The organism is Xanthomarina sp., from assembly GCF_035306705.1.
GTDB lineage: Bacteria > Bacteroidota > Bacteroidia > Flavobacteriales > Flavobacteriaceae > Xanthomarina.
Map to the genome: position 1 here is coordinate 43,726 of NZ_DATGNO010000047.1, position 19,487 is coordinate 63,212.

Consider the following 19,487-nt stretch of genomic DNA (forward strand, 5'->3'; position numbering starts at 1 on the left):
ATGGTTTTAACTCGGCTATTCTTCAGTGAAGAATTCATCTTTAAAACCAATAAGATACAGTTTTTCCTTAGCTCGGGTAACAGCTGTATACAACCAGCGCAAATAATCTTTTGTAATGCCTTCTGGTAAATATGGCTGTTCTACAAACACGGTGTTCCATTGACCTCCTTGGGATTTATGACAGGTTATGGCATAAGAAAATTTAACTTGTAACGCATTAAAATACTTGTTATTCTTTACGCTTAAAAACTTTTTATAATTGCTGGATTCATTTTCATAATCCTTCATTACTTCTTGATAGAGCCTATTGGAATCTTCGTAGGTAAGCGAAGGTGTTTCAGCAGAAATAGTATCTAAAAGCAAAACAGTTTCAAAAGGACTCATTTTAGGATAATCGACCATTCGGATTTTCACTTCAGCAAAACGAAATCCATATAAATCTAAAATATTAAATATTTCTAAAACTTCAACAATATCTCCGTTGGCAATAAATCCTGCTTCGGTGGTTGGCTTGATCCAGAAATAATTATTTTTAACTACCATTAAAAAATCGCCGGTAGTCAACTCGTTTTCATTAAATAAGATTCTACTTCTTATTTGTTCATTATACATATTGGCACGTTTGTTACTTCTAACAATAATCGTTGTTTCTTCGTTACCCAATTGGCTATATGCATCGTTTATGGCATCCATAATGTCATGGCCATCAATAAGCCTAACAATGTCGGTATAGTTGTTTAAATTGAATTTAAAGTTCTCGAAAAAAGTATCTGTTAAGCTTTCCCGTAAGTTAGTAGCATTCGCCAAAATGCCAGAGTCTTGCTCTTGTCTTACAACTTCGTCCAATTCCATTTTAGTAACCTGCTTGTTATAATTAAGCTCTAAAGTATTGGCATCTAAAGCTGGGCTTAAATCCAATTTTACTGGAGGTAATTGTGCCGTATCTCCAATCAATAGCAATTTACATTTAAATCCAGAATATACATATTGCATTAAATCGTCGAGTAGGGAACCATTTTCAGAAAATTTCGATTCGCTAGGAGTATCAGGAATCATGGACGCTTCATCTACGATAAAAATGGTGTTTTTATGTTTGTTTGGCTGCATAACGAACTTTACACCTCCTCCTTTTTCCTTTTTAGGAAAGTATATTTTTTTATGGATGGTAAAAGCTTCTTTTCCTGAATAATTTGATATCACTTTTGCAGCTCGACCTGTTGGCGCCATTAGTACAGCGCTCTTTTTTATCTTCCATAAATTTGAAACCAAAGTACCAACAATAGTTGTTTTTCCAGTTCCAGCGTACCCTTTTAGTAAATAAAGAGCATTTGGATCATCAGATAAAATAAACTCCGAAAGTTGCAATAACACGATTTCTTGTTTTGAGGTTGGTTTAAAGGGAAATTGCTGTCTTATAAGAGAATAAAATTCTGAAGATGTCATGAAAGTGGGCTGTTTTTGAAATTTCATCAAAGATAAGAATGATTTTTCCTTGCTTTGGTTTTTACGATTAAAAAAAAATTGTAGATTTGCGTGGTACCTTAAATAAATTTAATAACTGACACTATGTTTAAAATAATTCTTATAGCTGTTGCTGTAATAGTACTTACCATTGGTTTAGTATGGCTAATTGACAAGTTTATCCCTGCTAAAGTTAAACCAGTATTGTCCATTGCCCTTTGGGCGTTGATTTTCTATTTGGGATATCTAACCTTTATGTCTGTTTACGAACCTATTCAATTTAACAAAGTAAAGAACAAACGTTACGCACAGGTTATTGAAAGGCTTATAGATATTAGAGATGCTCAATTGGCACACCAACAAGTAACAGGAGTATTTGCCCCAAATTTCGATGATTTGGTTAAGTTTATAGATACTGCCCATTACACCATTACACAACGTAGAGATTCTACCGTAGTTGATCAGGAACTTACAAAACGTTATGGAGGTGTTGAAATGACTAAAGAAATTAGAATTATTGATACTTTAGGAACTAAATCGGTTAAAGATTCGTTATTTAAGAGTTCTGACAGATATAGAACCATGATGAATGTGCCTGATACAGACCAACAATTTAAAATGGAATCTGGATTTTTAGATCAAAACGATATAAAGATCCCTGTTTTTGAAGCTAGCGTCAAGAAAAGAGTTATTTTACACGATCAAGACAATGATCTAATTGTTCAAGAAAACCAAGTTGTTTCTGTGGATGGTGTGAATGGAGATGCATTAAAAGTAGGATCTATGACTGAGGTTAAAACCAATGGAAATTGGCCAAAAACTTATGGAGATAGCGAATAAAACTCAAAATAAACAAACTAATCTAGAGTTGTCCATTCAAATAAGTTTGAATGGACTTTCTTTTTGTATCCTAAACAAGGAAACAAATACCATTTCTTATTTAAAGCATTTTGAGACGGATAAAAAGCTCTCTCCTTTTGATGCTTTAGATTTTTTAAAACATCTTTTTAATACTGAAAAAGAACTCCAGGAAATCTTCGACAAAGTACATGTTATTTATATAAACGAGTTGGCAACCATAGTTCCAAAAGCGTTATTTAATGAAGATTATTTGGCCGATTATTTAAAGTTCAATTCAAAAATCCTTAAGTCGGATTTTATAGCTTACGATAATTTGGACATTAACGACAGCGTTAGTGTTTACGTGCCTTACGTAAACGTAAATAATTACATTTATGAAACGTTTGGAAGCTTTACTTACAGCCATTTCTCCACTATTTTGGTTGATAAAGTTTTACAACTTGAAAAGCATGCAGAAGCTGTTATGTTTTACGTAAATGTAAATAAAGACCATTTTGAAATTGTAATTACCAACCAAGGAAAGCTCAAGCTTTATAATACCTTCGATTATTCCAGTAAAGAAGATTTTCTTTATTATATCTTGTTTACCATGGAACAATTAAAACTAAATCCCGAAAAAATAAATGTCGTACTTTTGGGAGATATCGAAAAGGAATCCGATTTATATACCATCTTATATAAATACATAAGACATATAAGTTTTGGAAAACGTACAGATACTTATACATACCTTAACAAACCAAAATCAGATTATTCCGATTTTGTACTAATACAAAGTTTTTAATGCGCATTGTTTCTGGACAATTTAAAGGCAGACGAATTACTGCTCCAAAAAAATTACCTGTTCGCCCAACTACAGATATGGCTAAGGAAGCCCTATTCAACATTCTTAACAATCAATTTTATTTTGATGATGTCTCGGTATTGGATCTGTTTGCTGGTACAGGAAATATCAGTTACGAATTTGCGTCCAGAGGAACTACAAATATTACATGTGTAGATGCAGATTATGGATGTATTAAGTTTATAAACGAAACAGCTCAAGCTTTCGAAATGCCCATAAAAACCATTAAAAGCGATGTGTTTTTGTTTTTGGAAAAAACCACTCAGAAATCGGATATTATATTTGCCGATCCGCCATACGAGTTTACTGTTGAAGATTTTATACGAATCCCAGAACTCATTTTTAAAAATAATTTATTGGAAAAAGCCGGCGTTTTAGTTGTTGAACACTCCAAGCATACCAACTTATCGAACATAGAGCATTTTAGTTATTCTAAAAATTACGGAGGAAATATGTTTAGCTTTTTTGAGATAAAAAACGATGACGAAGAAGAATAAACTATAAAACAAATCCCAAATAGCATACACTAATTGGGATTGTTTATTTGAGCAAATCTATAAGCCGAATTCTGTACTTTTATATTTTTAGAAAATAAATTCTAAAAAAAAGCCCTTATCATTTATCTGAGTGTCCTGTTACCAGAACACTTTAGCTGTCTACCCTCCAACATCAAGCGTGCCGCCTTCAAACGTTGGTTTACATGACATTGCACCACATAGAGTTTACCTGGTTTCACTACAGCATGACCTGTACATACTTTCTGTTGCACTTTTCCTAGCCTCACGACTGGTGGTTATTAGCCACTATGTTGCACTTTGGTGTTCGGACTTTCCTCCACCCCGAAAAATCGGGGCAGCGATAAGGCGATTTACTAGATACAAAAGTACGTAAATAAGTTATAAGTGTCTAAAGTTGTGAATTATTTATATTTCTAAATTAGCCCAACTTTAGGCACTTTAAGTACTTTCGACACTCTAAGTACTAATAAGATTTTGTTAATAACTCCTATTAAATTTAGACAGGAATAGCTTAAATTACAAACCTTATTTTTAACTTTGTTACTTAACCGTTTGGCATTAATAAAATGCTAAAATAAACTTAGTAAAATTGGAGCACTTTGTAGTATCTGCGCGTAAATATAGACCTCAAACATTTAAGGATGTTGTAGGTCAGCAGGCTATTACAAATACGTTATTGAATGCCATTGAAAGTAATCATTTAGCACAAGCACTTCTCTTTACTGGACCTCGTGGTGTTGGTAAAACAACTTGTGCCAGGATTTTGGCCAAAATGATTAATAGCGATGGCACTGAAAAAGAAGACGAAGATTTTGCCTTTAATATATTTGAACTGGATGCAGCCTCTAACAACTCGGTAGACGATATTAGAAACCTGACGGATCAAGTTCGTATTCCACCTCAAGTTGGAAAATATAAAGTCTATATTATCGACGAGGTCCATATGCTTTCCCAAGCGGCTTTCAATGCTTTTTTAAAGACTTTAGAAGAACCACCAAAACATTGCATTTTTATTCTTGCTACTACTGAAAAACATAAGATTATCCCAACCATCTTGTCACGGTGCCAGATTTTCGATTTTAAACGAATCACCGTAAAAGATGCTAAGGATTATTTAAAATTTATTGCTAAAGAACAAGGAATAGAAGCTGAAGATGATGCTCTGCACATTATAGCACAAAAAGCTGATGGTGCCATGCGTGACGCGCTTTCTATATTTGATCGTGTGGTAAGTTTCTCTGGGAAAAATTTGACTAGACAAGCGGTTACGGAAAATTTAAATGTACTAGATTACGAAACGTATTTTACCAGTACAGATTACATTCTCGAAAACAATATTCCAGGACTATTAATTCAGTTTAATAGCATTTTGGCCAAAGGTTTCGATGGCCACCATTATATTGCTGGTCTGGCTTCGCACTTTAGGGATTTAATGGTTTGTAAGAATTCTGAAACTATAGAATTATTGGAAGTTGGAGAAGAAACCCAAGAAAAATATCTTATTCAATCTAAAAAAGCTTCACAACCTTTCTTATTGCAAGGAATTGAATTGGCAAACGATTGCGATCTCAAATTTAAATCCAGCAAAAATCAACGGTTACTCGTCGAATTATGCCTTATGCAGCTTGCCTCTATCACTTTTGATGGAGAAAAAAAAAATAGTAAAAACTTCATAATTCCTGCCAGTTACTTTATTAAAAAAGGAATTAAGCCAGTTCCGGTAACTATACCGGAAAAACAACAAACTTCAATCCAAGAACCAAAACAAGAAACTTATAACAAGCCTGTTCCAAGCCATGCCACAACTCAAGTTAAAGTTGAAAAAACAGTTTCTGAAACTAAAGCCGAAACTCCAAAAATTTCTTTAAACAGCGGCAAAAAAGCTACTTCAGGTTTATCTTTAAAAAGTATTCAAGCAAAAAAGGAACATCTAATTAAGCAGATGGAAGTAGTTATTGATGAAGATAATTTACCAACTGATGCCTTTACGGAAAATGAATTTATGTTATTTTGGAACGCCTTTATAAAACAATTGGAAGAAAAGGGACAATATAATTTGGCTTCTATTCTCTCCATCGACACTCCAAAATTAAAAGGAACATCTATTTGTCTAGAACTTCCAAATTCTACAAATAAAGTAGAGCTTGAGCGTCAGCAATACGATTTAATGATGTTCTTAAAAAAATCCCTGAACAATTACGATCTAAATTTATCCATTGAAATCAATGAAGAAATGGAAAAACAATATGCGTACACAACTCGGGAAAAATATGAAAAGTTGTTAGAGAAAAATCCAGCTATAGAAACTTTAAGAAAAACCTTCGATTTGGATATTTAAACTTAGAAATCAGTAATTAAGACCTAGATAACGGACTTATCTAAATAGAACATTTTATGAGAAAACTATTTTTTTTACTTGCTTTAATTGGAGTGGTTTCTATAAGCTGCGATGGTAGAGATCGGGTTTTTAAATCCAATTCCAATGTTTTAAAGCAAAAGTCTTTTTCTGAGAACATAAGTTATATTCCTGAGAACTACACAGAAGTTGTTACTGACACCATTTTAAGCAATGGTTTTCATATAAAGTTGAAAACTTACACGGATATGGAACAGAGTGTTTTAAACGAATTTAAACAAGACACCATAAATTATAAAGAATATTATAGAGAGATTGTTTCGGAAGTTACTATCACTAAAAACTCAAAGGAAATTTTTAACGATACCATTGATAAACAGTTTTTATATAAAATAAAAAATGATCTTCAATTGGACAACGCCATTGTAAACCTTATGTTTGACCAAGCTGCTTCTATGGAAACCAATTCCATCGTTTTGTCAGCAATGATCCAAAAAACAGATAGCAAAAAAGTAAGCTTTTGCAATATCATTATAGATTCTGAAGGCAACTATAAATTAGAAGAAAACAGTACACTTTACGCTTTTATAAACTAGTTAATTTTGAGAAAATGACTAAACAAAAAATCATGCTAGGATTGAAATTACCAACAGATCCACGTTGGGTAAATATTGTAGAAAAAAATATTGAAGAGATATTAACAGATCATGCTTATTGCGAGCAAAAAGCTGCTAGTACAGCTATTTCGTTAATTGTAGGTTTTCCTGAATATACAGAGCTTGTTCAAGAAATGATTGCCTTGGTAAAAGAGGAAATCAGTCATTTTAAAATGGTACACGATCGTATTTTGGAAAATGGCTGGACTTTAGGACGTGATAGAAAAGATGACTATGTTTTAAAACTCATTACCTTCTTTCCAAAAGGAGGTAGCAGAACGACACAACTTGTTCATAGATTGCTTTATGCAGCATTAATTGAAGCTAGAAGTTGTGAACGTTTTAGACTACTTTCTGAAGAATTGGAAGACAAAGAACTTGCTGAATTCTATAGGAAATTAATGGTAAGCGAAGCCAATCATTATACCATGTTTTTAGGTTTTGCCAGACAGTATGGAGATAGAAAAGAAGTGGATGAAAAATGGCAACAACTTCTTGAATTTGAAGCAGGCATTATGAAAGATTTGAGTAAATCTGAAACCATTCACGGTTAGTATCAATTCGTGTTCTGATAGTATTTCAAACAAAAAACTCCGATAATCTTAAAATTTATCGGAGTTTTTTTAATGTGTGTGTTTATTAAATTTTGAAACCAACACCTATTTGTATGTTGCTGTTTTTAGCTTCGAAAGTAGAGTCATCATCAATCACATTTGTTAATCCATAATGATATCTAGCATCGATAAAGATATCGCTTGTAATAAATACCTCTATACCTCCAACCACGGAAAAAGCAAAATTTTTCATACCATCTTCAAATTCCCATATTTTAACTCCAGCCATTGGGCCGGCTCCAACAGAAAATGTATCATTAAATCTATATTTCATTAAAATAGGTATCTGGATGTAATCTATTCTTAGGTCCTGGGCTTTAGCACCTTCGGCAGAAAATTGAATTTCTGGAGCAATTGCAACTTTTTTAGATAGATCGTATTCACCAAAAACTCCAATCGCAAAACCATTTCTGTGGTTATTGTCGAAATTAGGATGTGGTTCAAAATCCAAATTAGAAATATTTAAGCCTACACGTATACCGTGCATGCTATTTTGTGCATAGCTTAGAGTAGAAATTATAATAAAAGCTAATAGAAGTAATGTTTTTCTCATAATAAAGTTTTTAAAAAATTCGTTTTCAGTTATTAAAGGTACTAATATATATATATTGTCAAGAATTAAAATATATTAAAGACCAAATGTATCATATTTACTGTATGTTGCTTGAAACCGTTTTAAGATAGATGCTTTTTATGATTCCGTCAGACAATCCAATTTTTGGCACATAAATATCTTTGGCGCCACTCCATTTCATAGAAGACAGATAAATTCGGGTTGCTGGAATAATTACATCCGCACGATCTTGGTTTAAATCCAATTCTGTAATACGTTCTTCGTAAGAATAAGATTGTAAGGTGTTGTAATAAGAGGTTAGATAAAAATAGGTTAAAGGTTTGCCCATAGGTTTACCCGAAATTTTAAAAATTTTATTAATGTTTCCTCCTGAACCCATAACATCAATTTTTTCGTAAGCTTCGGTATTTCGCTTGATCCATTCTTCAAGTTCGAGCCAGGTTTCCTTTTTCACAATATCGTTTAACAACCTAACAGTACCAATTTTAAAAGATTTTGAAGTAATGGTTATTCCTTTATCAATAACCGTAAACTCACTACTTCCTCCACCAACATCAACATATAGATAGGTTTTACTAGTATCTATATAGGAGTTTAGGTCTGTTGCTGCAATTATGGCTGCTTCTTCTTCGCCTTCAATAACATCTATTCTAATTTTGGTTTTTTTGTACACCAAATCTGTTATTTCTTTTCCATTAACAGCTTCTCTCATGGCAGAAGTTGCACAGGCTTTATACTTAACTACATTATGGGTTTTCATTAATAATTTAAATGCCTTCATGGTATCAATTATTCGTTCCTTATTGTAATCTGAAATGTTTTGTTCTAAAAAAACATCGGCGCCTAAACGAACAGGGACACGCACTAAAGAGCTTTTTTTGAAACGTGTTTCTTTACCTTTTTCTTCAATAATATTGGCAATGAGAAGTCTAATTGCATTGGACCCAATATCTATTGCCGCATATTTTTTTATGGTAAGCATATTAATTTTCAAGTTTTTTTAAGTAGTAATCGTACAAGACAAACTGAGAGCGAATTTCTGGTCCTTTGGTCTTTCTATATTCATTTTTTTGAGCTTCGTTTAAAATTCTAGCTTTTACATTGTCGCTCCAACAAATATTAAAGGTTTCTATAAGTTCTTTTTTAATATCTTCATCATAAATAGGACAACTTACTTCCACTCTATTTTCTATGTTTCTTGTCATCCAATCGGCCGAGGAAATATAAACCTTAGGTTCATTATTATTACAAAAAATAAAGAGCCTTGTATGTTCTAAAAATTTATCGACCACGCTAATAACTTCAATATTCTCACTCATGCCTTTAACTCCAGGGATTAAACAACAAATTCCTCGAACAATCATTTGTATTTTCACACCTGCCCTACTAGCTTCATATAATTTGTCCACCATTTTAAAGCTAGAAAGACTGTTCATTTTTAACCTAATATATGCTGGTTTTCCCGCTTTTACATTTTGTATTTCAAAATCTATTAACTTAAAAAAAGCTTTTAGTGTATAATGTGGAGAAGTAATAATGTGTTTATATCTATAAATTCTATAGTTAATCTCAAAGAAATTAAAGACCTTATTAAGGTCTTTCAATATTCTTTGATCTGAAGTAAACAACGTGTAATCTGTATATATTTTTGCTGTCGATTCGTTAAAGTTTCCAGTACTTATAAATCCGTAACGTTTTAATTTTTTATTCTCTTCTCGTTCTATAACACACATTTTACTATGTACTTTTAATCCTTGAACCCCAAAAATTAAATTAATGCCTTCATTTTCCATTTGTTGGGCATAATCTATATTGGCTTGTTCGTCAAAACGAGCTTGAATTTCTATGGAAACCGTTACTTTTTTACCATTTTTGGCTGCATTTATCAAAGAACTGGCCACATGCGAGATTTGAGCCAATCTGTAAATAGTGATTTTTATGGTAATAACTGTTGGATCTAGAGCTGCTTCCCTTAAAAACTTAACCACATAGGAAAATGTTTGATAAGGTGCATGAAGTAAATAATCTTTTTTAGCAACACTGTCAAAAATACTAGCTTCTAAACTAAGGTCCTTAATTGGTAAAGGTTCAATTTTATTATAGAGTAAATCGGTTCTTCCCAAACTAGGAAAAGCCATATAGTCTCTACGATTGTGGTATCGTCCTCCAGGAATAATACTATCGTGGGAGTCAATTCCCATTTTAGACATTAAATAAGATAAGGTTTCTAAGTCTATGGTTTTATCGTACACAAAACGAACGGGTTCTCCCATTTGTCTGTGTTTAACGCTATCGGAAATTTTTTCCATAAAACTTTTACTTAAATCACTTTCAAAGTCTAACTCGCCATCTCTAGTAATTTTTATCATGTGAGCCGAAATATGCTCGTAATGGAAGATATTAAAAATATCGTCTAAGCAATACCGCAATAAATCGTCCAACATAATAATGTAGCTCTTCCCGTCTTGCACAGGTAAAACTACAAAACGATCCATGGTTTTAGAAATTTCAATTAAAGCATATCGATTTTCTTGTCCGTTACTTAAAGACATTTTTACCGCTAAGTAAGAAGCGCTGTCTTTTAAGTTAGGTAGATCTACTTGATTGCTTAAAATAATGGTTACTAACGCAGGACTTACTTTTTGAATAAAATACTGTTTGATGAATTTATGCTGATTTTCATCTATTTCATCTTCATTAATAATAAAGATATTTTCTTTTTCAAGCTCTTTTTCAATATTGCTTAAAATCTCTAAACTTTCACTTTGTTGGATGATTACTATTTCGGTTATTTCTTCAAGCAGTTCTTTCGCCTTTATGCCGCCCAGTACACTTCTGGCATCCTTACCAGCTTCCACTATCCGTTTTACTGTGGCGTATCTTACTTTAAAAAATTCGTCCAAATTGTTAGAGAAAATTCCTAAAAACCTTAATCTTTCAATTAATGGCACATTCTTGTCTGCAGTTTCCTGCAATACTCTTGCATTAAACTGCAACCAGCTAATTTCTCTATTTATATAATTATTATTAGGCTTTTCTCTTTTCGTCATTAAAAGGTTAATTTAAGTGGTACAAATATATTCCATTAATATGTAATATTGAATAGATTGCTAGCATACTTCTGTTCATGTTTTTAATTATGAATATATGATTATATAGGAGTTGGTAAATTTTAAAGTGTGCATAATTTATTTGAAGTCTCTTACCGTAAATTATGGTTTTAGCATCATCCTATAATATGGATTATAAGTTAATAAAACTCTATAATCTTAGTGTCTAAGATGCTACTAAATAAGTAAAAAAATATTTAGATGTGCTTTTAGCTAACCTATTCTCTTAAATCTCGGGGAAATATTACTTTTAAAGTTTGTCCTTTATATATGTGTTTCCATGATTCTGCAAGAAATTCGATAACTACAAGTCCGCTAGTTGGCACATTTTCAATAGACATATCACCAAAGGTATTAACAAAGTCTGTTAAGGCGTTATTATGACCAAATATCATTAAAACATTAAAATTATCAGGAATTTCTTTAATGGTTTTAATAAGGTTTTCTCCAGAGAAATCATAAAGCTTTTTGTTCAATTCTAACTTTGCGGAATCTATTTCTAGGTTTTTCAGAAATATCTGAGCAGTAGTTTTCGCTCTTTTTGCCGTACTGGAAATCACTTTATCGGGTATTAACTGAAAATCCTTGAATTTTAACGAAACTAGTCCTGCGTCAGTAAAACCTCGCACTTCTAACCCTCTATCGTGATCTTTCACGTCTTCATCCCAAGACGATTTGGCATGTCTAACAAGTATTAATTTCTTCATTTATACGATTAAAAGCGTTTTTTTATCGACAAAGTGTTGTTTTTATCGATATAATAATATATTTTGGTTCCTCCAAGTTAAGCTATTATAAATTTATAAAATTAAATTATCAAACTTTATAAACTGTAGGAAAAATTTCCGAAAGTTTATGAGTCTCTCAGATTTGGGTATTAATCCGGTCGGTTAATCATGTTTTTTCATCGACAAAGCGATTGCAAAAAGCCTCTTGTCGAATTTATGAGTTATTTAACATTTTTATTTGATAAGGTTAAAGAATCGCTATTTATTTGTTGTGTAAGCTATTAATTAAAAATATACCCAAAAATCAAAAGACAACACTTAATCCATGATGCGCTGATGTATCAGTGTACTTCCCTCAACAAACATACATAGAATGTATTTTTAGACATTAAGTTCACGCTTAAGATTTTACGTATCTAACATTTAAGGTTTAAACATTTAAACTTGACCCATTATGAAAAAAATAACTAAACGATCGTTTTCAAACTTTCTAGTACTTTGTGCTATTACATTTCTCTTTTCAAGCAGCAGTTTTGCTCAAGGAAATATTCAGAGGATATTTGATGATAATTCTGAAAACAGAAATTCAAGAACTACAGGAACCATTCCTGATGAATTATTACACGGAAAAAACCCGACCATTTACATTGAAAATTCTATAATTATTAATGTTACCGGAGACGAAAGCCCTAAAGTACTTCAACTTCTGGACGGTACTTCCAATCTTTTGTTACAAGATAATAACAGTTTATATAGTAATGTAGAGGTTATTACCATAAAACTGAACCGACTGTCTGATTTAAATTCCAGATTAGATCTTTCACATATTAATGGATTTTCGTCCTTAAAGTATGTCTACATACAATGTTTATTTGAATGTACAGACCAACAAATAAACAATTACTTGTTAAATGCAGATTCTGTAACAACAGTGTTTTATAAAGTTGTTAACCCATCCTAAATAAAATTATAATATTTAATTATTATACAGATGAAAAAAATATACGCTATTAAATTTCAAGCTAATAAAAATCTTATACAACTTGTCTTATTAACTGTTGTGTTATTAAGTGCTAGTTTTATTGGCTACAGTCAAGTAAGAGTTCCTTTTACTCCTAGGACTTCCGATTATTCTCCTAATCAAACGGTTTATAACGTTAAAGGTGACTTTACAATGGTTGGAAACACCAACCTTACCTTGGTGAATTATAACAGCTCAAGAGACAACAGCAGTAACGACATGAGGTTTGTAGATGTCGACGGAGATCCAAGCACGGCCAACTCGTCCATGTCAACTCTTGCGCTATCAACCGAAAACGGTGCAAACCCTGAGTGTTCTAATATTATTTACGCTGGTCTTTATTGGACTGGTAGAAATAGAGGAGCAAGTTATACCGACCTAAGACGAAGAACCATAAAATTTAAAGGTCCTGGACAATCTTACCAAACGCTAATTGCAGACGCTACTGACATTAGATATCCTGGAGACAATGATATGTTTGCAGGTTATAAAGAAGTGACCGATATAGTAAAAAACGGTGGTTTAGGTGACTATTATGTGGCCGACATTGCACTTACCGAAGGTAATGGTGGTAGCACTGGTTACTACGGTGGCTGGGGAATGGTGGTTGTTTACGAAAACTCTAAAATGAATTGGCGTGACGTAACCGTTTTTGATGGTTATGCTTATGTTGTAGGTTCAACGACTGCAAGTCATACAATTGATGTTTCTGGTTTTAATACAGTACAAAACGGAGATGTAAAAATAAAACTTGGAATGATGGCTGGAGAAGGTGATGTTGGTATTTCCGGCGATTACTTTCAGATTAGAAGAAATTCAGATAATCAATACCAAAGTTTAACTCATTCTGGAAACAGCACGAATAACTTTTTTAATTCATCTATTCAGACCGGTGGCAATAGTCGACTCCCTAACCTTAGTAACAATACAGGGTTAGATATTGCAATGTTCGACGTTCCCAACCCGAACAATAATGTAATTGGTACCAATCAAACTTCTACACGATTTAGATATGGTACCACACAAGATACCTATATTGTTTTTAACGTAACTTTTTCTGTGGATGCTTATATTCCTGAATCGGAAGGGTTATTATCTGCGAATTCTATTAACGGACTTCCTCCAATTCAACCTTATGTTGTAGAACCTGGAGATGTTGTGGAATATGGTGTAGAAATAAGAAACTTAGGAACAGAAGCCATTCAAAATGCTAGATTGGTTATTCCTATTCCTTATACCTCTCAGTTTGTTCCTGGAAGCATTACTTATAATGAGTACAATCCACTTTTCCAAGCATCAGCTCCTTATTTTGCTCCTAACGAAGGTGCAACGGGTGCCATTGTTTGGGATATGTCTTATATTCCTTTAAATCCAATTGATATAAGGGAGGTGATGGCAGATATTAAATTCAAGCTTTCCTCTACTACAAATTGTTCTATTTTAATAAATAATAATTGTTCGCCTAAAATTGTTATTGTAGGTGGTAACATTTCAGGAACAGGTGCTATTTCTCTAACTAATTATTCTTTACCTCTAATACAAGGCTATCAACAAAATGGTGTTTGTCAAGGTGAACCAAATACAAATCCAATAGAAATTGATATTGATTCTGCTCAATATATTATTGATAATTGTACAGATGTTTCAGTTGAAAGAGAATTCTTTTATTGTGATTTTCTAGGAAGTTCTATTCCTGTTTCTGCAGTTTCTGGAAATTTCCCTCCTGGATCAAGATTTTATAATTCTTATCCAGTAACAGATTCTTCCATTCAGTACACTGTTAACAATCCATTTCCAGCTACTATAGGTGTCACTACATATTATGCTGTACCTCCTGGGGATACTGGCTGTAGCTATATTTTTACTATAGAGATTAATGAAATTACAACTACTCCTTCTATATCAAATCTGGTTTATTGTTTAAATGAAACAGCCGTTGCTTTAACAGCGACTCCTACCGATCCAGACTATGTAGTTCTATATTATCCAAATAATAACCCAAGTACTCCTGGGCTATTAACGCTAATCCCTTCAACAAGTACAGCTGGTACGTTTACATATTATGTAGCTGAAGGTCCTAGTACCACTTGCGTTGGTGATAGAGTTCCAATAACTGTAACTGTTTACGACGAAATTGTAATAAGTCTAGAAAGTATGACTCCAACTTCTTGTATAGACAGCTCGATTGGTGCTATCGATATTTCTGTAACTGGAGGATCTGGAGATTATACGTATTCTTGGAATGATACAGCTAATTCAACAACTCAAGATATATCTGGTTTACCTGCGGGAACTTACACGGTAACAATAAACGATGAAAACTCTAATTGTACTGCTACAGCTAGTTTTGAAGTTCTTGAAGAAACTAATGATGCTCCTGTTATTACAGCTCCAAATGGATTTGCTGTAGATGGTTGTACCAATGCTGATATAACTGTTGGTGGTTTTACTTCATTACCATATAACGAAACAATTACGACCATTACCGAAGCCGAATTTTTAGCTGAAGGTGGTACGTTTGCCGATGATAATATTGCAAGCATAACTTACCAAGATAGTTCAGCAGATTCTTGTCCTATATTAGTTACAAGAACCTATACAATTACTGACGATTGTGGATTAACAGCAACTGCCAATCAAATAATTACAATAAACACGCCTGCATTAATCATTAGTGAAGCAAATGGTGCTGCCATTGTTAATTGTTTATTAGATGCAACCGAAACATTTACTGTTCCAACTATTACAGATGGGTGTGGTAATACATTAATGCCATCGGCTGCAGTAGTAACTGAAAGTCCAAACCCTATTTCTTGTGAAGGAACTAGAACGTATACTTATACCTTTACAGATTGTAATAATAATCAAGACACTTGGTCTTATGTTTATAACATAGAATATTTAGATTTTAATTTACCTGTTAATGAAGGGGCATTAGTTACTTGTGTGGATGAGGCTCAAGTGGTTCCAACACCTCCAACAGTTTCTGATAATTGTGGTGTTAATATCATCCCTACAGGACCTGTTGTAAGTGCTGATCCTGATTGTGTAGGTGATAAAACATACACGTGGACCTATACAGATTGTGCAAACAATTCTCATGATTGGGTTTATACTTACTCCGTAAATGATAACATTCAACCAGAATTAGTTGGTTCTGTTCCTGCTAATGCAACCATCCAATGTATCTCAGATTTACCTGCTGCTATCGATTTAACGGCAACAGATAATTGTTCGGATGATATTGTTGCTTCGCCTGTAGATACTATAGACGAAACAGATCCTTGTAATGTTATTGTAACACGTACTTGGACTTTTACAGATGCTTGTGACAACACCTTAAGTGTATCGCAAACAATCACTGTAGCCGATACAACTGCGCCAGTAGCACCAACCGCTCCTGCCAATGTAACCGTTCAGTGTCTAACCGACTTACCTGTTGCTACCGACTTAACTGCTACAGATAATTGTGCTGGTACTATCGTAGCTTCGCCTTTAGATAATATAGACGAAACAGATCCTTGTAATGTTATTGTAACACGTACTTGGACTTTTACAGATACTTGTAATAATTCATCATCTGTATCTCAAATTATTACTGTAAGCGATACGATAGCTCCTGTAGCTCCTGCTGCTCCTGCCAATGTAACCGTTCAGTGTATAACAGATTTACCTGTTGCTACCGATTTAACTGCTACAGATAATTGTGCTGGTACTATCGTGGCTTCACCTATAGATAACGTAGACGAAACAGATCCTTGTAATGTTATTGTAACACGTACTTGGACTTTTACAGATACTTGTAATAATTCATCATCTGTATCTCAAATTATTACTGTAAGCGATACGATAGCTCCTGTAGCTCCTGCTGCTCCTGCTCCATTGTCTTTTCAGTGTATCGACGAAGTTCCTGCTGCCATTGAATTAACAGCTACAGATAATTGTGCTGGTAATATTATTGGTTTAGTTTCAGAAATCTTAGATAATTCAGACTCTTGTAATATAACAATTACACGTACTTGGACTTTTACAGATACTTGTAATAATTCATCATCCGTATCTCAAGTAATTACTGTAGCCGATACAACAGCTCCAAGTATTACAACTGTCGCGTCAGATCAAACAGTTTTATGTGATGGTGATGGGAATGCGCAAGAATTCCAAGCTTGGTTGGATACCCATGCAGGATCGCAAGCAACAGATAATTGCTCTGCAGTTACTTGGACTCATGAAATTTTAAATGTTATCGATCAATGTGGCGAAACATCAAGAACACTTGTACGTTTTATTGCAACAGATGCTTGTAATAACTCTAGAACTACGACAGCTTTATTTACAATATTAGATTTAGTTCCTCCAACTTTACACACTCAAGCTAGCAATGAAACAGTTGAATGCGATGGTTTGGGAAATACAACCGAATTAAATGCTTGGTTAGCTAATAATGGAGGTGCAACTGCTACCGATCTTTGTGGAAATGTAACTTGGACCAACAACTTTACGGCATTATCTAATGGTTGTGGCGAAACGGGTTCTGCAACTGTAATATTTACTGCTACAGACGATTGCGGAAACTCTGCAACTACAACTGCCACTTTTACTATAGAAGATACAATTGCTCCGGTAGCGCCAACGTCTCCAGCTGATATCGTTTACGAATGTATAACCGAAATTCCTGCCGCTATTGAATTAACAGCTACGGATAACTGCTCTGGTGACATCATCGGTATAGTCTCAGAAGTAATGGATAGCTCAGATGCTTGTAACAAAACGATTACTCGTACTTGGACTTTCACGGATGCTTGTGATAACAGCTCGTCTGTTTCTCAAACAATCACTGTAGCCGATACAATTGCTCCGGTGGCTCCTGCTGCTCCTGCTGATATCGCTTACCAATGTGTAACCGAAGTTCCTGCTGCTGCTGAATTAACAGCTACGGATAACTGCTCTGGAGACATTATCGGTGTGCTGTCAGAAGTAACAGATAACTCTGATGCCTGTAACATAACAATTACGCGTACATGGACTTTCACGGATACTTGTGATAACAGCTCGTCTGTTTCTCAAACAATCACTGTAGCTGATACCATTGCTCCGGTAGCTCCTGCTGCTCCTGCTGATATCGCTTACCAATGTGTAACTGAAGTTCCTGTTGCTGCTGAATTAACAGCTACGGATAACTGTGCTGGTGACATTATCGGTGTGCTGTCAGAAATCACTAATGATGCTGATGCCTGCAACATAACGATTACACGTACTTGGACTTTTACAGATTTATGTGAAAATACATCTTCTATATCTCAAACGATTACTGTAGCCGATACGATCGCTCCAGTTATAAGTGTAGAAGCCTCTAATATTCCAATTGAATGTGATGGTACTGGAAACAACGGTGCAATCGAAGCTTGGTTGGCCAATAACGGTGGTGCTGTGGCTTCTGATAATTGTGGTACAATTACTTGGACCAACAATTATGGAGGTGCAACTTCTGGCTGTGCAGAACCAATTGAAGTAACTTTTACGGCTACTGATGCATGTGGAAATGCAACTTCTACTACTGCTTCTTACTCTATTTTAGATACCGTGGCTCCAGTAATTACAAATCCTGCGGCCAACGAAACCGTAGAATGTGATGGTAATGGAAATGTGGCTGCATTAAATGCTTGGTTGGCAAACAACGGTGGTGCAACTGCTACCGATGATTGTTCTGCTATTGCTTGGTCTAATGACTTTACTGGCCTTTCAGATGGCTGTGGTGAAACGGGTTCTGCTACTGTAATATTTACAGCTACAGACGGCTGTGGGAACGAAAGCTCAACAACCGCTACCTTTACCATAATAGATACGATTGCTCCTGTAGCTCCTGCTGCTCCAGCTGATATCGCTTACCAATGTGTAACCGAAGTTCCTGCCGCTATTGAATTAACGGCTACGGACAACTGTGCTGGTGATATTGTTGGTGTGCTTTCAGAAGTAACGGATAGCTCAGATGCTTGTAACATAACAATTACGCGCACTTGGACTTTCACGGATGCTTGTGATAACAGCTCGTCTGTTTCTCAAACAATCACTGTAGCCGATACCATTGCTCCGGTAGCGCCTACAGCTCCAGCTGATATCGCTTACCAATGTGTAACCGAAGTTCCTGTTGCTGCTGAATTAACAGCTACGGACAACTGTGCTGGTGATATTGTTGGTGTGGTTTCAGAAGTAACAGATAACTCTGATACTTGTAATATAACAATTACACGTACATGGACTTTCACGGATGCTTGTGATAACAGCTCGTCTGTTTCTCAAACAATCACTGTAGCTGATACCATTGCTCCGGTGGCTCCTGCTGCTCCAGCTGATATCGTTTACGAATGTATAACCGAAATTCCTGCCGCTATTGAATTAACAGCTACGGATAACTGCTCTGGTGACATCATCGGTATAGTCTCAGAAGTAACAGATAACTCTGATACTTGTAACATAACAATCACGCGCACTTGGACATTTACAGATGCTTGTGATAACAGCTCGTCTGTTTCTCAAACAATCACTGTAGCCGATACAATTGCTCCGGTGGCTCCTGCTGCTCCAGCTGATATCGCTTACCAATGTGTAACTGAAGTTCCTGCTGCTGCTGAATTAACAGCTACGGATAACTGTGCTGGTGACATTATCGGTGTGCTGTCAGAAGTAACGGATAGCTCAGATGCTTGTAACATAACAATCACGCGCACTTGGACTTTTACGGAT

At 34.5% G+C, this 19,487-nt stretch carries 13 protein-coding genes and 1 other RNA gene; 8 read left to right on the forward strand and 6 right to left on the reverse strand.

The features are described 5' to 3' along the window. Positions 1-15: 15 nt before the first annotated feature. Entirely contained in the window at positions 16-1,443 is a 1,428-nt protein-coding gene (locus VKY47_RS03945) for an ATP-dependent DNA helicase (protein WP_324310541.1), read from the reverse strand. Positions 1,444-1,566: 123 nt separating this feature from the next. Between VKY47_RS03945 and VKY47_RS03950 the strand changes: the two genes are divergently transcribed. The 3 genes from VKY47_RS03950 to rsmD are packed head-to-tail and all read left to right on the forward strand — an operon-like array spanning position 1,567 to position 3,663. Next, on the forward strand, positions 1,567-2,301 hold the full coding sequence (locus tag VKY47_RS03950; protein WP_324310542.1) for a hypothetical protein: 735 nt from the start codon (positions 1,567-1,569) through the stop codon (positions 2,299-2,301). Beyond that, entirely contained in the window at positions 2,285-3,106 is an 822-nt protein-coding gene (locus VKY47_RS03955) for a DUF3822 family protein (RefSeq protein WP_324310544.1), read from the forward strand. The genes VKY47_RS03950 and VKY47_RS03955 overlap by 17 nt, the downstream gene beginning before the upstream one ends. Continuing rightward, the gene (gene rsmD / locus VKY47_RS03960; protein ID WP_324310546.1) at positions 3,106-3,663 is read left to right on the forward strand and encodes a 16S rRNA (guanine(966)-N(2))-methyltransferase RsmD; all 558 of its coding nucleotides are present in this window, start codon (positions 3,106-3,108) and stop codon (positions 3,661-3,663) included. Before VKY47_RS03955 ends, rsmD begins: the two co-directional genes overlap by 1 nt. Before the next feature lie 44 nt (positions 3,664-3,707). Here rsmD and rnpB read toward each other — a convergent pair. Further along, positions 3,708-4,041, reverse strand: an RNA gene (gene rnpB, locus VKY47_RS03965) — RNase P RNA component class A. Between the two features lie 232 nt (positions 4,042-4,273). Between rnpB and VKY47_RS03970 the strand changes: the two genes are divergently transcribed. Genes VKY47_RS03970 through VKY47_RS03980 form a run of 3 tightly spaced genes read left to right on the forward strand, consistent with a single transcriptional unit; the run spans position 4,274 to position 7,250 of the window. Next, positions 4,274-6,022 carry a DNA polymerase III subunit gamma/tau gene (locus VKY47_RS03970; RefSeq protein WP_324310548.1) on the forward strand — a complete coding sequence of 583 codons (1,749 nt, stop codon included), beginning with the start codon at positions 4,274-4,276 and terminating at the stop codon, positions 6,020-6,022. Between the two features lie 56 nt (positions 6,023-6,078). Continuing rightward, a complete protein-coding gene (locus tag VKY47_RS03975; RefSeq protein WP_324310550.1) occupies positions 6,079-6,636 on the forward strand; it encodes a hypothetical protein in 558 nt (185 codons plus the stop codon). Positions 6,637-6,668: 32 nt separating this feature from the next. Further along, entirely contained in the window at positions 6,669-7,250 is a 582-nt protein-coding gene (locus VKY47_RS03980; RefSeq protein ID WP_324310560.1) for a MiaE family protein, read from the forward strand. A gap of 85 nt (positions 7,251-7,335) precedes the next feature. Here the strand turns inward: VKY47_RS03980 and VKY47_RS03985 are convergent, their stop codons facing one another. From VKY47_RS03985 to VKY47_RS04000, 4 genes are all read right to left on the reverse strand, one after another. After that, entirely contained in the window at positions 7,336-7,863 is a 528-nt protein-coding gene (locus tag VKY47_RS03985; protein ID WP_324310552.1) for a porin family protein, read from the reverse strand. Between the two features lie 97 nt (positions 7,864-7,960). Next, positions 7,961-8,866, reverse strand: a complete 906-nt coding sequence (locus VKY47_RS03990; protein WP_324310554.1) for a Ppx/GppA phosphatase family protein — start codon at positions 8,864-8,866, stop codon at positions 7,961-7,963. Between the two features lies 1 nt (position 8,867). Beyond that, the gene (ppk1, locus tag VKY47_RS03995) at positions 8,868-10,934 is read right to left on the reverse strand and encodes a polyphosphate kinase 1 (protein ID WP_324310556.1); all 2,067 of its coding nucleotides are present in this window, start codon (positions 10,932-10,934) and stop codon (positions 8,868-8,870) included. A gap of 278 nt (positions 10,935-11,212) precedes the next feature. Next, a complete protein-coding gene (locus VKY47_RS04000) occupies positions 11,213-11,701 on the reverse strand; it encodes a SixA phosphatase family protein (RefSeq protein WP_324310557.1) in 489 nt (162 codons plus the stop codon). Positions 11,702-12,176: 475 nt separating this feature from the next. Between VKY47_RS04000 and VKY47_RS04005 the strand changes: the two genes are divergently transcribed. Together VKY47_RS04005 and VKY47_RS04010 are read left to right on the forward strand one after the other, a co-directional pair. Further along, the gene (locus VKY47_RS04005; RefSeq protein ID WP_324310558.1) at positions 12,177-12,683 is read left to right on the forward strand and encodes a hypothetical protein; all 507 of its coding nucleotides are present in this window, start codon (positions 12,177-12,179) and stop codon (positions 12,681-12,683) included. Positions 12,684-12,713: 30 nt separating this feature from the next. Continuing rightward, on the forward strand, positions 12,714-19,487 hold a 6,774-nt coding region (locus VKY47_RS04010; RefSeq protein WP_324310559.1), incomplete at its 3' end, for a SprB repeat-containing protein.

Bases quoted from the DNA above. Each gene is read 5' to 3' on its own strand.
- ppk1 (WP_324310556.1), bottom strand. From the start codon at position 10,934: ATGACGAAAAGAGAAAAGCCTAATAATAATTATATAAATAGAGAAATT.
- VKY47_RS03975 (WP_324310550.1), top strand. From the start codon at position 6,079: ATGAGAAAACTATTTTTTTTACTTGCTTTAATTGGAGTGGTTTCTATA.
- VKY47_RS03945 (WP_324310541.1), bottom strand. From the start codon at position 1,443: ATGACATCTTCAGAATTTTATTCTCTTATAAGACAGCAATTTCCCTTT.
- VKY47_RS03955 (WP_324310544.1), top strand. From the start codon at position 2,285: ATGGAGATAGCGAATAAAACTCAAAATAAACAAACTAATCTAGAGTTG.
- VKY47_RS03990 (WP_324310554.1), bottom strand. From the start codon at position 8,866: ATGCTTACCATAAAAAAATATGCGGCAATAGATATTGGGTCCAATGCA.
- VKY47_RS03980 (WP_324310560.1), top strand. From the start codon at position 6,669: ATGCTAGGATTGAAATTACCAACAGATCCACGTTGGGTAAATATTGTA.
- VKY47_RS04000 (WP_324310557.1), bottom strand. From the start codon at position 11,701: ATGAAGAAATTAATACTTGTTAGACATGCCAAATCGTCTTGGGATGAA.
- VKY47_RS03985 (WP_324310552.1), bottom strand. From the start codon at position 7,863: ATGAGAAAAACATTACTTCTATTAGCTTTTATTATAATTTCTACTCTA.
- VKY47_RS04005 (WP_324310558.1), top strand. From the start codon at position 12,177: ATGAAAAAAATAACTAAACGATCGTTTTCAAACTTTCTAGTACTTTGT.
- rsmD (WP_324310546.1), top strand. From the start codon at position 3,106: ATGCGCATTGTTTCTGGACAATTTAAAGGCAGACGAATTACTGCTCCA.
- VKY47_RS03950 (WP_324310542.1), top strand. From the start codon at position 1,567: ATGTTTAAAATAATTCTTATAGCTGTTGCTGTAATAGTACTTACCATT.